This window comes from Butyricimonas muris, from assembly GCF_046365375.1.
Lineage (GTDB): Bacteria > Bacteroidota > Bacteroidia > Bacteroidales > Marinifilaceae > Butyricimonas > Butyricimonas muris.
In genome coordinates, this window is sequence record NZ_JBKEIT010000004.1 from 86,149 (window position 1) to 99,898 (window position 13,750).

Genomic DNA, 13,750 nt, shown 5'->3' on the forward strand with positions numbered 1-13,750 from the left:
GTTCATACAAATTATATTCTTCTCGGAATTACTTTTTCGGATTAGCCACGTTCTCTCTTATTCCCCATTCTCCCGTGTGGAAGCGTACTTTCGGATCTCTGGTGTCGTTGCAGTTCACGATAAGCGCCCCCTCTTTTTCCCAGTATCCTTTCACCGTGTAACCGTGCATCGGACCGTCTTCCTCGCCGCGGACGGTTTTGTCATCCGGGTTGATCACTATTTTTAAACCGCAGGATTGATTCAGCATGTCCATGTCCCCGCGGCTATTGCCACCCACTACCAGCGGGCGGGTTTTGATAAATGTCGGGATGACATTGGCTTTCCCGTCGTCTTGCGGGATCGGCAGCACGATTTCGTTTGTCAGCACCCCGTCGACAACGACAGACTTCATCCCGAGAATATTCACGTCAGGGATTCCCAATTCCTCTGATAAGAATTTTTGGTATAAAAACTCGGGAGAAGCTGTCAATATCCATACTTCAAATCCGTATTCTTTCAAATTTGCGATAAGCTGTTTCATTTCCGGGTAGAATTTTCCTTGGTATGATTCCACGTAACAATCGTAACCCAAGGTTGCCACGGCTTCGGGAGTCATTCCCGCGAGAAAATGGGCACGGTCTTCAACGTACACTTTACCCACGTTGTCGCCGTTTTTCACCATGCGGTTCAAAATAGCCATTTTTTCCTTTGACACTTTGTCATTCTTGCCCTTGTAATATTTGTCGGCGTAACGATACAGTGCTTCGTCTGCCAGATAATGAGGAACTTGCCCGAACACGGTGCCGTCCCCGTCGAACACGGCAACTTTGCGGGTATTCATGGTTAAGGTCGTGTTCAAGAATGTTTCAATGCGATCGTTAATCTCTTTTGACCATCCCTTGATCTCGCGATAGGTTTGCGCGGAGATATAAGGGGTGAAGAATAACATTACCAGAATGATAACGCTACTCGTTACGAGCTTCTTTTTCATGTTTGTTATTACTTTTTGTTGTTAACCAAATATTGTTCTTCCTTGTAAGTAAAGCTGACAAATACTATTGATAAAGCGCACGCTATCAGCAATAATATAAATGTTCCATCCCAGCCGAACGAACTTTCAGAGACGTAACCCAGCACGACGTTTGCCAGAATCGCGGTTCCGAAGAAATACCCGAAGAAACCCGTTAACCCGGCAGATGTTCCCGCCGCGTTCTTGGGAGCAAGGTCAAGAGCCTGCACCCCGATAAGCATCACCGGTCCGTAGATGAAGAACCCGATGGCAATCAGAGAGAGAGTCACGATTGTATAGTTGTCGGAGAAATGCCAATAGAAGAAAATGAATACCGCTACAAGCGCCATGAAGATGATCGTTGTGATCGCCCGACGCCCCTTGAACACGTAGTCACTCAACCAACCGCAAACAAGCGTGCCCGGTATAGCGGCAAACTCGTAAGCGAAATATGCCCATCCGGCTTCTTTGATATCGTAGCCTTGTGCTTCCTTCAAATAGGTGGGAGCCCAGTCGAGACAACCGTAGCGAACCATGTAAACGAAAGCGTTAGCGATGGCGATGAACCATAACATTTTGTTATTAAGCACGTATTTGAAGAAGATTTCTTTCGTGGTGAGGACTTCTTCCTGTTTCTCGCTATAATTTTTCGGGTAATCGTTACGCCATTTCTCGATGGTGGGCAACCCGCAGGATTGTGGCGTGTCGCGAATCATAACGTAAGCGATTAGGGCGATTAGCAAAGCTACTGCCGCGGGGAATATGTAAGTACCTATAATGAAGTATTTTGTGCTGTCAGCCCCGTAGAACCAAGAACCGAACCACATGGCTCCGTACACGGCCATCGGGCCGACAAGAGCGCCACCCACGTTATGGGCGCAATTCCAGATAGACATCTTCGTGCCCCGTTCCTTCACGGAAAACCAGTGTGTCATCACGCGTCCGCAAGGAGGCCATCCCATTCCGTTGAACCACCCCACGAGGAAGTTTAGTACCGCCATAATCACGATGGAGATGGTACCCGCCCCGAATAGTTCAATCGGGACTGCCATGAACATCATGGATAACGCGGCTAGAACCAATCCTAAAGGTAGGAATACGCGCGCGTTGCTTCGGTCGGAAACACTACCCATCAAGAACTTGGATAAGGCGTAAGCAACAGCGTTTAGAGCTAACACGATACTTAACGAGCCTTTCTCGAAGCCGTAAGGACCGTCAGGATCTGTCAAAAATGGCATCGCCATTGAAAAGTTCTTTCGCACAATGTAATAGCCGGCATATCCAACGAAAATACCGATGAATACCTGCCAACGCATGCGCTTGTACGTAGAATCAATCTCACCCTCGGGTAACTGGGTTTTGAATGGCGCTGGTTTCAAAAAGTTCCACATGTTATTAGATTTTATGTTATAATTATTAATTTAGACACACCTTTATACGTAATAAATCTTAAAAAGTTTCATCGCAACCCTAAATAGGGCATTTTAGTATGTTTTTTCTTTGATTCATTGCAATTGTATTTAATTCTCAATGTTTTTTTTATCGAATGTATTCGAAAACGTTTTCTTTCTATTTCGCAACTAATCTCTTTCAATTCACAACAAAATTAGGGATATTGATTTTTAAATCAAAATAATTTTCAATAAAATTACGTTTCTCTTTTGATTTTATTTTTATTTCTTTTTGAAAAAGATTAGTTTACCCCGCTGGTGATAATATTTATATCATTCTAAAGCATTGGCTAATATTGATATAGGATGTTCGCACCGCTTGGTCGTGGACATTTCGATTTGCCATTTGCAAGTTTCGCAATCGGTAGCAACGATATCGATACCGCAACTTTCGATTTGATTGAACAAGGAAGCACCGATATCTTGTGAGGTCTTGTAATTCTCTTTCTTGAAGCCGTAAGTTCCTGCTATCCCGCAACATTGTGAATCGAGAATGGTTAATTCGATGTTGGGGATAAGTTTTAACAGTTCTATCGAATAATAAGACCAACCCAGTTTCTCCATGTGGCAAGGAGTGTGGTAAGCTACTTTGAGTTTTTCTCCTTGCTTGAAATTCAATTTCAAATCTTTTTGGCCAAGTAACCGATAGATGTAGCGTGTGGCTAATTCTATCCGGTCTCTGACATCGTCGTTTTTGACGTCCAATAGATGGGGATACTCGTCCCTGATGGTGAACGTGCAGGTTGACGAGGTGGCTATCACCGGAATGTTTTTATCGATGACGGACTTTCGAATCGAAGCTATGTTTGTTTTGGCTTGTTTTTTTGCCTGATTGATAAAGCCGTTAGAAATTAACGCGACCCCGCAGCATTTTTCTTTCTCGAGCAATTGTACCCCGATGCCGAGAGCGTTCATTACTTTCACGAGGTCTTTTCCCAGTTGCGGGTTGTTGTAGTTCGCGTAACAACCGTGGAAGTAGCTGACCTGCTTCGGGTAGGCGGCTTGCTTTTCAGCCTGTTTTTTGTACCACCCCTCGAATGTGCCGAACGAGTATTTCGGGAACGTGCGGCGGTGGTCGATCTTCATCACGCCGTCAAGGATGGCTTTCACGGGTTTTAATCCCAGCGTGGTGTTTACAATCGGGGCGAACGGGGTTGATAGCGTCCCCACCAGATCCGTGTTCGCTAGGATGAAGTCGCGTAGCGTGGGTTTCTTCTCGCTGTACTTGATGCGCGCGGACTGTATGATGTCGCCTATTCTCACGTTCGAGGGGCATGCCACCTCGCATCGCTTGCAATTAATGCAATATTTCAGAGATTCGTCATAGAAATTGAATTTCTTCAAACGCAGGCGTTCTCCGTCCGGTCCCGCTTGCTTGGGACCCGGGTAATCCGGGTTGACGGCTGCCACCGGGCAGTAAACGGTACACACGGTACATTTGATACATTGCTCGAAATTATTGTCGCTTATATTGTGTTGTTGTAGATTCATAACATCTCTTGTTTACTTGAAATTCTGTCTGCTACATACAATGCGCTTAAAATGGAGACTCCCGCCCCGCATCCTTCTTTTATCGCGTTGAAGCCTTCCAGTATGGCTCCGGACACGTAAAGGTTCTCTATCGGTTTGCCATTTTGCACCCCCCGGAAATCTTTGTCGGTTTTTACCCCGAAAGTTTGATAGGGTTGAGCCTCGAATGCATCCCGGCTGTACCATTGTTCACGATTTCGGGAGTAAGTGATGTCCAGATTGAAGATTGGTTCGTAAACCCGTTCCGGATCGGCAATCAATCCTTGGCTGAAATAACTTCCTGTCGCCAGAATCACGTTTTTGCCCGTGAACGGGATATCCCCGTGATTGTTCGTGTAAACCCGGGAGATCCGGTCACCCTCTTTCTCTGCCCGCAGGACAATGTCGCCCAGCATGAAAACGCCGCCGGCTTCTTGGAAGCGGGCGCGCAGCTGTTGTTGTACTTGGATGCCCGGCACGGAAGGAGGGAGGGTCGGCAGTAAATAAACCGGCTTCCCGATCTCTTTTTGAAGATAGGCTAAAGCGTCTTTCCGGCTTAATCCCACGATCGCGGGTAACGCGATGATTTCGCAATCTCCGCGTTCCGCCTTGATCTGGCGAACTAATTCGTTCAGGTTGTCTTGGTTGTCAAACACTCTGGCGATATTCACGGAACGCATTTCTGTCGGGTTTTTCCGTAAACGCTCCAAGGCGGGAAAATTAATCAAGTGGGTGGTACATGTCGTGCCTATTTTTGCCAGTTCGTCAACAATGAACTGGGTATAGAAATCAAGAAATCCCGTCACGTTGAAAATCCCGACTTTCTTCCATTGAATCCGGTTCGCGTTTTCGCCTTGCAAATGATCTTCCAAGGTTAGCCATGTCGGTTTTAACGTACCCATCGGGGTTACTCGGTAGTGATTCTGTTCTGCTTTTCCTTTTGTCGGGATGCCCGTGTCTTGCAGGAAGGTTTCCGCTTCTGCGGTCAATTGCGCGAACTTGCTTGTTCCCAGCTTCGCGTAAGGATGCGCGGGTGCTTGCTCGATCAATTCTCCGATTGCTTCCAGCGGTTTGTTCACGCTTTTCCCGTCCGGTAGTGCGTTTAGTAAATCAAAAGAACCGGAAGAGAAATGCAAGGCGCTTTGCCCGGAAGAAATAATGACACAGCGTTGTCCTTGCTTGGACAATTGTATCCCGGAAATTAAGCCGGACAGACCGCCACCGATGATAATGGTATCGAATTTCATAATTATTCTTTTGAAGATGATGTTAGCCCGCATACGGCTTCGTATATCCACGCGGTGTATTCACTTTCACGTAATGTATCGCCCCACGCGATGGGTGCCATGCCTTTCCATCTCTCGTTCAAGAAAGAGGTAAGGTCTGATTTCGCTCTTTTCGTGCAGGCTTTTTTCATGTTGCTCATTAATCCGGCGGCTCGGCAGGCACAGAGTTCTCCTTGGCAAGTGCCCATTCCCACGCGGGTTCTTCTTCGCAAGTCAACCAGATTGTTTACATCCAACTCGTTCAAGGCGTACTTCGCTTCTCCCACGGATACTTCTTCGCATTCGCAGATCAAGCTGTTGTCCAAGGCGGTATTCCCTGAGAACTTGTCTGCCATCTCCCCGTGGCGGTTGATTGTGGCGTTGCGTTGCGCGAGCGGAACGGATATGATTTTTTTACTTGTTTCTTCGGCATTTCCTCTGGAGCCGGGTAATTTTTCCGTGGCGGTGGTGCAAGGGGTTGAAACGTTTAGTTTCTTGCAAACCAAGTCGGTCGTCCATTCGGACATCAACCGGTAGGTCATGAGCTTTCCGCCCGTGATGGTGATAAGGCCTTCCAGCCCGTCTCTCTTCGCGTGGTCCAGTAGCACGATACCCCGGCTTACGTTTCTTCCGCTGGGATCATCGTCTGATGCAACTAGCGGTCGGACTCCCGCGTACGCTCTTAGGATGCGGGTTTGTGCCAGTAGCGGGGATAATTTTTCTCCTTCCCGCAATAGTAAGTCCACTTCTTCCGGGGTGACGTACATGTTGTCCACTTCCTCGTAAGGTACTTTGCTGGAAGTTGTTCCGATAAGGCAGATGGTATCGCCCGGCACGAGAATATCGGCGTCGGCGGGCTTGCGGCATCTGTTCAGCACGATGTTGTTTACCCGGTGCCCGAAAATCAACAAGGCTCCCTTGGCGGGTAGCATGTTGATATTGATTCCGGCCAGTTTGGCTATATTGTGTCCCCATATACCCCCGGCGTTGACAACGACGGAGCCGTAATAGGATTTTGTTTCTTTCGTTTTGTGGTCAAGGACTTTGATGCCCGTGATGCAGTCTTGCTCGCGGATGAGTTCCGTGACCTCGTGATAAGTCAGCACGGTGGCACCGTGTAGTTTCGCGTCCATGATATTGGATGCTGTCAGGCGGAACGGGTCGACCGCTCCGTCCGGAACTCTTACCGCTCCAATGATATCGGGATTGGCGGAAGGTTCCATCTTTAAAGCTTCTTTCGGATCGATCACGTCAGCCCGAATACCTGCTTGCCTACAGGCGTCAACAAATTTGGACTGGTAATTTATGTCATCTTCGGGAAGGGTGAGGAAGAGGCCGTCGGTTTCTTCCACGCAGTGGCTGGCGATTTTACGAAGAATCATATTTTCTTTGATACATTCTTCCGCGGATTCTTTGTCGGTTACCGCGTAGCGAGCGCCGCTATGCAACAGCCCGTGATTGCGTCCCGTGGCTCCGGTGGAAATATCGAATCTTTCAACCAAAAGCACCCGCAGTCCCCTGCGGGAACAATCTCTGGCAGTGCCGGCTCCTGTCGCGCCGCCGCCGATGATGATTACATCAAATGGTTTTGTTGTCTCGTGCTGTGTCATGTCCAAAAGATTTTATTATCGCAAAGGAAAGAATAAAACGAAAGAAAACAAAATAATATCGCAATAAAATCACCTAAAAACGAAAGTAAATGAAAGAGTAAGTTCCGTTTCGTGTTTTGAATAGCTTTCAAATACTCTTGAATGAGGAAAAATGAAATCTCTTTTACTATATATATAAGGTATGGGAAAAATAAATTATTGTTGGTAAATACTAGATGTGAATTAAAGGTGGTAGAAAACTGTGGTTAGATCAAGTAAAATTTATCTTGTATGATTTGTGTGGCAAGTGTTGAATAAGTGATGTGCTAGTAGTGACAAGAGTGTCGGTATTTAATCTACAATAGGGGTGTGTTCGAGAGGGGGTATTGATTTACTTATGTTGTTGAATTGATGTTGTGCCGTTTCGGAACGGTTGTAGAAAAAGAGAACAACGATTCAACAACGGTAGAACAAGCCGACTTGAAACTGACTTTATCTGATTGTTTGTGGGAGTCTGTGAGGAGCGGGCTTGATAAATAAAAGGAGAAGACAAAGAACATTAACGGGATAAATATCTTTGTCTTCTCACATCACCAACCGATTAACATACCCCAATTGCTTGGGGATTTCACCAATAATCGCTATATTTGTAACAAACGATACACAAAGGTAATACAAATTTGGAAGAATGCAAAATCAAATTGGATTATTTTTTGGTAATAGATAAAATTTAAATTAATTCTAAATAAAAGGGTATGTCATTTTCCGAGAGATTGCAAGAGGTGATGAACGAAAAAGGTTACACGAAATACCGTGTGGCGAAGGCATTAAACATGTCGGCTACTACCATTTCAAACTACCTGAATAACAAGACGAAGCCTGATACCACAAAATTGGAGGTGCTGAGTCACTTGCTGGGAGTAAACCGGAATTGGCTTGTAAGTGGCGAGGGCGAGAAATACCGTAAAGTTGTTGCGGTTGATGATGATTCTTTAGGGGGTGATTCAGTCGGCGAGGATGATAGTGTAATGACACGTCATCTGGTGGCGATTGTTGATAAACAAGCTTCTTCTTTAAAGGCTAAGGATGAGCAGATGACTATGTTGCTTGCGACAAATGAACTGTTGTTAAGGAAACTTGCTTCTCTTCTGGAGAAGTTGCTCGAGAAATTTTGAGATAGTATAATATTGGAATAATACTTCACGAGTGCCACAAGGATTTGAAATCGTTTTTTTGGGCATTCGTGAAGTATTTTTTTTGTCTTTTCTCGGGAAAATTCTCTTTGATATATATTTTTTTTGAAAAATATTTCAAATAGTAATCTCCCGTTTTTTAATTCGTTTTTTCAAAGTATTTTTCCATGACAAATAGAGAAATTAGTTTTTCTCTTTTTTTATTCCGGAATTGTGCCACGTACTCGTGAGCGTGTTTTATAATTTCGAGAGCCTCATTCTCGTGCTTGATGTAATAATTAACTTTCTCGATCAGGTCGGAATAATCTTCCTTGATTTCAATATAGTGATAATCGGGGATTAATTTACCTTCCATGAACCAAGTTTCACAAGTAGGTTTGGGCATTACAGCGATGGAGTTGGAATACATTACCCATTTCAAGTTGCTTGCCACGTCATTCCCCTCGAGTGCCATGATGAATTTGTACTCGAGATGATCGCGTAGTGTTATTTTGGGTTTTCTCCATTCCGCGGGTATGTTGGGACTACTGCCAACTTCTCCGACATCGCACATGGGATGATCGATAAACTTTGAAATGAACTGTTGTCTGCGAGGTTTCGAGCCTGCCTTGCCTCTAAAAATGATTTTATTCTTTTTTCCGGAGAAAGGTATCGTGTCTTTGAGAAAAACGAAATGGCGTATCTTGTCGAGATTCAATAGAACCGAATTTTTATTATCGGGATGAAGGGGACGGCTTTTCACGATAGCCGGATAGTCGGGAACGTGAACGATATCACCGGGCAAATGTTGCCATTTTAGAGATTTCGGGAACCAGCGGGTGAATTCGTAGGTATCAAAGAAGTAAACGGATTGTTTTTCCCTTTTGGTGAACTTGTGATTTGCCAGACGGGGAGAAGTGTCCGGTAATTTCACGGGTTCTGACAGTTTGTTATAATACTCGACACGTTCTTGTATGTAAGGGAAATCCGGTCGTTTCATGGCTTTTTTCAATATTTTTTCACGACGGTTGCGGAGTATGATTTGCGGGATTGCGTAACGAGTCATGTTTTGAATATAGTAAATCCATTTCGGATTTTTTCCACTACGAAGACGATAGATTAATTGCATGTCTGATATCATGTTTCTACCTCTATCTCCAAAAGGTAATTATAACCGTTAAAAGCGTGGAGATACTTGTTTTATCTATCTTTTATATCTCGCGGAATGTTCTGTTGCAAACAATTCATTCGCCTTTTAATGTATATTATACACGACATACAATATCATGTCCACCAAACAGAACATTGTAGTAATTAAGATTCTAAAGATAAGAATCCAAACAAACGCCTTTAAAATATCTTCTATCTGAAACGCTCAGATGACAATGTAAAAATAGATATTTTTTGGTATTTGACAAATAGTAGGCTAAATAAATCGGACTTCGGCGGAAAACCGGAGTTTACATCATGGTGTTTCTTAAATCTTTGCATATTGCAAAGATTTAAGAAGTGAATGACAGACTATCCGGTATTATTCTATATTGATTTCGATGTCAGTGTATATAGTGACGGATTTTTGTAGATGTTTTATTAAGGCAACCAGAGCATCGTGCGCTTCGAATGGCAAATGCGAGAACTTGTCCAGCCAAGAGAGAATGTAGTGTTGTTGGCGAGTAATTTCATAGATCGTGGCTTTCAGAAAATTTCGTTCCCAAAGAATTTTTTGTCGGGATACAAAATTTTTAAGATTTGTGGTTATGCAATATCCCGTGTCATCTTGTCGTATCGAGATAGCGGGATTGATTTTTATGATTTGAACGGAACGTCTTTGTTCATCTTTTTCATTGTAGACGTGAGGATGTCCCGCGAGAAGAATTATCTTGTCTTCTTTGGAAAGATTCGGGTAGGCTAATTCACAGTCCCAATCGGTCATGTCGGGGACGGAGCCTTCGAAGAGTCTTGGTGCGGCTATAGGCATGCCGGATGTCCATGTGATTCCATCCTTTGTTTTCTGTAGCTTGGGGACAATCATCCACTGTTGTTTGCCCCATGTGCGTATAAAGTACGCGATCCGGAATGTGTTTGTTCGTGTGGCCAAGAGTTCTTTCGTCCTATCTTTTTGAATGATTGGTGTGAATGTCTGTTCCACGAGAGGTGCAAATGTTTTTTCCCATTTTCCCGTTAGTATGGTATTTTGTTTAAAAGATACTGAGTTTTCTCTCGATGAGCATTTGTTTATTAAAGACGGAATGTCCCAACCTAGTTTAGCGGCTTGATGTTCGAGGAATGTTAAAGAACCATCGACGGCTAGTCCGAGGTATTGTTTCATGCTGTTCAGTAGATATTGGGACAAGGGGGGAAGAGAGCCTTCTGCCGGTAGTAAGCGAGTGATTTCTTCCGGGCTTTTGTTCATTTTGTTTGCCCACGCGAGCCGTTCGAAAATGTCGTCGGGAGGGAGAATGTTTAGCGGGGAATTGATATCGATAGATGTTTTAGAATCTAGCAGGTAAGCCATGGCTTTACCGAATAGGAATATGGGGTATTGGATGGGGCGATAGTCGTCGAATATCGTTTTATTTGATTCTCCTTCTGAAAAATATCGAAAGGCACGCGAGTAATCACCTTGATAAAGGTAGTACATTCCCAATAAGGATGCTCCCTCTCTGGTAGCGGGATTTACGTTGTCGGGAATTTGATCTGATTTGCCGGGAAGCAAGAGTGTTAGGATTGCCCGTGTATCTTGCAAGGTGGCATGAAAGAGGGGGGAGTTTTTGTGTATAACGGTAAATCGGTCATACCAACAAGCGATGGACGGGTTAGGATGAATCTGTTCGATTTGTAGCCGGACAATGTCCCGGAAGTGGCGTATAAGGTATTTTTCGGGAAATGTTGTTTCGAGATGAAAGGATGATTTTATCTTTGAGGCTGTGTTGAGAAGTTGCTGTTCATAAAAATGCGGGATCGGGAAATGGTCGTGATCCGGTAATTTTACATCAAAGAATATAGCTAGTATCCTCTCTCTCGTGGGGCGTCCTGTTCGATTTACTTTTTCCCAGAATTGTGGAGTGCTGACTTCTTGCTCGATATCGCGCCCCTCTTTTACCTGTTGCAGGAATAGTAGAATGGTTAATTCCAGAGCTAACATAGACGTGTAGTAATCATCAGTACTTCCGCCTTCCATGCAATACCAAACAATTTTAGCCTGTTGGAGCCTTTTGAAGGTCGCGTGTAATTCGGAACGGGGGGAAGTGACGTCAGGGAATAAACTTTCCATATCCTTCCTGTTGATAGGGCAACAAGAGTGTGCTAACATGTCTACGATAAGTTTTGCCTGACCGGATAATGATCGATAGACTTCCAATTGAGATTCGAATGATATATCCATAAGTAATAAATATAGGTTTTTACAAATTTAAGAAAATAATTCCGGAAATATATCTATGTAGGTGTAATGTGTGTTGTTTTTGGTTGTTTGATTACCTGCATTATTTTGTGATAGATTATATTATTTATAAAGGATTATTATTACTTTTAGAGCGTGTTTGAAGAAGAAGGAATATAATCAGTGTTTAAATATTAAAGTGTTGTTGTATGAAAAGAGTAATGAAGACCTTATTATTTGCTATGGCAATTTTTTCGGGCGGACTATTTTGCTCGTGTTCTTGTAAAGTGGACAAGAAGGCGGCTCAAAAAGTGATGCCTATCGAGGTGCCTGTGCCGGAACGTCCGGTGGGACAGAAAGATGTGCTGGGGTTGGTGACTCCCAAGTTGGATACCGTGCGTGTCGGGTTTATCGGGTTGGGGATGCGGGGACCGGGAGCGGTAGAAAGATTCACGCATATACCGGGTACAAAAGTCGTGGCTCTCTGTGATATCGTTCCCGAACGGGTGGATAAGACGCAAGGGATATTGAGACGTGCCGGATTGCCGGAGGCGGCGGGTTATTCGGGAAGTGAAGACGCATGGAAGCAACTTTGCGAACGGGATGACATTGACTTGGTGTATATCGCCACGGATTGGCTGCATCACGCGCCGATGGCTCTTTACGCGATGGAACACGGTAAACACGTGGCAATAGAGGTTCCTGCCGCCATGAATATGGAGGAGATTTGGGCGTTGATTAACATGGCGGAGAAAAAGCAATTGCATTGCATGATGTTGGAAAATTGCGTGTATGATTTCTTCGAGTTGACCACGTTGAACATGGCGCAACATGATGTCTTCGGGGAAATACTTTACGTCGAGGGTGCTTACATTCATAATCTTGACGAGTTCTGGGCTTATTACTGGAATAACTGGCGTATGGACTACAACCGGAAACACCGGGGGGATATTTACGCCACTCACGGCATGGGGCCTGCTTGTCAATTGCTGGATATCCACCGCGGCGATAAGATGAATTATCTTGTTTGCATGGACACGAAAGCTGTTTCTGCACCGGAGTATATCAAAAACAAAACGGGTGAAGAGGTGAAGGATTTCAAGAACGGGCAACACACGGTGACGTTAATTCACACGGAGAACGGTAAGACGATACAGATGCAGCATAACGTGACATCGCCCCGTCCGTACAGTCGGATGTACCAGTTGACAGGTACGAAAGGTTTTGCCAATAAATACCCGATACAAGGCTACGCCCTGCAACCCTCGCAGGTATCCTCGGACGTGATGCCGGATCACGAGAATCTGAACGCTCACGGTTTCGTGCCGCAAGAAGTGAAGAAAGCCTTGATGGAAAAATACAAACATCCCATTCAAAAGGAATTGGAAGAACAAGCCAAGAAGGTCGGCGGACACGGCGGCATGGATTTTATCATGGATTATCGCCTCGTGTATTGCTTGCAGAACGGTTTGCCGTTGGATATGGACGTGTATGACTTGGCGGAATGGTGTTGTCTCGGTGAATTGACTGCACTTTCACTGGAAAACAACAGTGCTCCCGTGGCAATTCCGGATTTCACCCGCGGCGGTTGGAATAAGATCAAGGGGTATCGTCACGCTTTCATGAAATGAAAGATGATGGAATAGCTTGGGATTAAGAGCTTATATATAAGAGGAGGTGTCAAAATAAGACATTTCCTCTTTTTTTATTATAAAATTAAATTGGAAATAGACGAGTAATTGTTTTTTCTCTACTTTTGGAGAAACAAAGAGCGTGGAGTTGGTGTATGATATCTAAAAATAAGGGGTATACTATTGATAGATTGGTAAAAAAGGATCCAATGGCTTTTCGTGCTTTTCATCAGGAGCACGTGAAGTTGTTTTACCAGTTTTGTACACGGTTTGTCGACGATTCGGAAATCGTGAGGGATATTGTGCAGGAGGCGTTTATCGCCATGTGGGAGCGAATTACTACTTTTCGGGAAGAGGCTCACGTGAAGGCTTTCCTTTATGCCGCCGTACGAAACCGGGCGATAAATTATTTGCGGGATCGGCAAGTAGAGATTCGGGGGCGGGAGAAATTGTTTCAGTTACAGAACGAGACGGAGTTTCGGGATATTGTCGTTGAGGAAGAAATGTATGATTTCCTTTGTAAAAAGATAGAAATGCTGTCGGAAATGCAACGTGAGGTACTATGGATGCATGTCGACGGTTTGTCGAACGAGGAGATCGCGAGAAAATTGAATATTTCGGTGAATACGGTACTTACCCATAAACAACGGGCAAAGAGTATATTAAGGGAATATTTGAAGGACTTCTCTGTTTTTTTACTCATTTTTATGTGATTTTTTTTATTTGCTTGTAGTCGTTTTCACGAGGTTTCGTGTGTTAGTAT

10 protein-coding genes are annotated in these 13,750 nt (G+C 44.4%); 3 read left to right on the forward strand and 7 right to left on the reverse strand.

The window, feature by feature from the left end:
- Positions 1-28: 28 nt before the first annotated feature.
- The 5 genes from ACK8P8_RS08185 to glpA form a co-directional block, all read right to left on the reverse strand.
- Positions 29-970 (reverse strand): HAD family hydrolase, encoded by a 942-nt coding sequence (locus ACK8P8_RS08185; RefSeq protein WP_099294320.1) that lies wholly within the window; start codon positions 968-970, stop codon positions 29-31.
- Between the two features lie 8 nt (positions 971-978).
- Complete coding sequence (gene pgtP / locus ACK8P8_RS08190) at positions 979-2,379, reverse strand: phosphoglycerate transporter protein PgtP (protein ID WP_369859051.1); 1,401 nt, start codon at positions 2,377-2,379, stop codon at positions 979-981.
- A gap of 333 nt (positions 2,380-2,712) precedes the next feature.
- Complete coding sequence (gene glpC / locus ACK8P8_RS08195; protein WP_227216788.1) at positions 2,713-3,930, reverse strand: anaerobic glycerol-3-phosphate dehydrogenase subunit GlpC; 1,218 nt, start codon at positions 3,928-3,930, stop codon at positions 2,713-2,715.
- Complete coding sequence (glpB, locus tag ACK8P8_RS08200) at positions 3,927-5,195, reverse strand: glycerol-3-phosphate dehydrogenase subunit GlpB (protein ID WP_369859050.1); 1,269 nt, start codon at positions 5,193-5,195, stop codon at positions 3,927-3,929. The genes glpC and glpB overlap by 4 nt, the downstream gene beginning before the upstream one ends.
- A 2-nt stretch (positions 5,196-5,197) precedes the next feature.
- Positions 5,198-6,823: an anaerobic glycerol-3-phosphate dehydrogenase subunit A gene (gene glpA / locus ACK8P8_RS08205; protein ID WP_369859049.1), complete on the reverse strand. Its 1,626-nt coding sequence runs from the start codon at positions 6,821-6,823 to the stop codon at positions 5,198-5,200.
- Positions 6,824-7,557: 734 nt separating this feature from the next.
- On the opposite strand from glpA, the gene ACK8P8_RS08210 reads away from it, so the two are divergent.
- Positions 7,558-7,977 (forward strand): helix-turn-helix domain-containing protein, encoded by a 420-nt coding sequence (locus tag ACK8P8_RS08210; RefSeq protein ID WP_369859048.1) that lies wholly within the window; start codon positions 7,558-7,560, stop codon positions 7,975-7,977.
- Between the two features lie 157 nt (positions 7,978-8,134).
- On the opposite strand, the gene ACK8P8_RS08215 is transcribed toward ACK8P8_RS08210, so the two are convergent.
- Entirely contained in the window at positions 8,135-9,103 is a 969-nt protein-coding gene (locus tag ACK8P8_RS08215; protein ID WP_369859047.1) for a glycosyl transferase family 90, read from the reverse strand.
- 402 nt (positions 9,104-9,505) lie between these two features.
- Positions 9,506-11,248 (reverse strand): hypothetical protein, encoded by a 1,743-nt coding sequence (locus tag ACK8P8_RS08220; protein WP_369859046.1) that lies wholly within the window; start codon positions 11,246-11,248, stop codon positions 9,506-9,508.
- Positions 11,249-11,598: 350 nt separating this feature from the next.
- Here ACK8P8_RS08220 and ACK8P8_RS08225 point away from each other — a divergent pair, with 350 nt between their 5' ends.
- Together ACK8P8_RS08225 and ACK8P8_RS08230 are read left to right on the forward strand one after the other, a co-directional pair.
- Complete coding sequence (locus ACK8P8_RS08225) at positions 11,599-12,987, forward strand: Gfo/Idh/MocA family protein (RefSeq protein ID WP_303179865.1); 1,389 nt, start codon at positions 11,599-11,601, stop codon at positions 12,985-12,987.
- Positions 12,988-13,196: 209 nt separating this feature from the next.
- Positions 13,197-13,700 carry an RNA polymerase sigma factor gene (locus tag ACK8P8_RS08230; RefSeq protein ID WP_176555160.1) on the forward strand — a complete coding sequence of 168 codons (504 nt, stop codon included), beginning with the start codon at positions 13,197-13,199 and terminating at the stop codon, positions 13,698-13,700.
- Positions 13,701-13,750: the final 50 nt, after the last annotated feature.

Bases quoted from the DNA above. Each gene is read 5' to 3' on its own strand.
- ACK8P8_RS08185 (WP_099294320.1), bottom strand. From the start codon at position 970: ATGAAAAAGAAGCTCGTAACGAGTAGCGTTATCATTCTGGTAATGTTA.
- pgtP (WP_369859051.1), bottom strand. From the start codon at position 2,379: ATGTGGAACTTTTTGAAACCAGCGCCATTCAAAACCCAGTTACCCGAG.
- glpC (WP_227216788.1), bottom strand. From the start codon at position 3,930: ATGAATCTACAACAACACAATATAAGCGACAATAATTTCGAGCAATGT.
- glpB (WP_369859050.1), bottom strand. From the start codon at position 5,195: ATGAAATTCGATACCATTATCATCGGTGGCGGTCTGTCCGGCTTAATT.
- glpA (WP_369859049.1), bottom strand. From the start codon at position 6,823: ATGACACAGCACGAGACAACAAAACCATTTGATGTAATCATCATCGGC.
- ACK8P8_RS08210 (WP_369859048.1), top strand. From the start codon at position 7,558: ATGTCATTTTCCGAGAGATTGCAAGAGGTGATGAACGAAAAAGGTTAC.
- ACK8P8_RS08215 (WP_369859047.1), bottom strand. From the start codon at position 9,103: ATGCAATTAATCTATCGTCTTCGTAGTGGAAAAAATCCGAAATGGATT.
- ACK8P8_RS08220 (WP_369859046.1), bottom strand. From the start codon at position 11,248: ATGGAAAGTTTATTCCCTGACGTCACTTCCCCCCGTTCCGAATTACAC.
- ACK8P8_RS08225 (WP_303179865.1), top strand. From the start codon at position 11,599: ATGGCAATTTTTTCGGGCGGACTATTTTGCTCGTGTTCTTGTAAAGTG.
- ACK8P8_RS08230 (WP_176555160.1), top strand. From the start codon at position 13,197: ATGGCTTTTCGTGCTTTTCATCAGGAGCACGTGAAGTTGTTTTACCAG.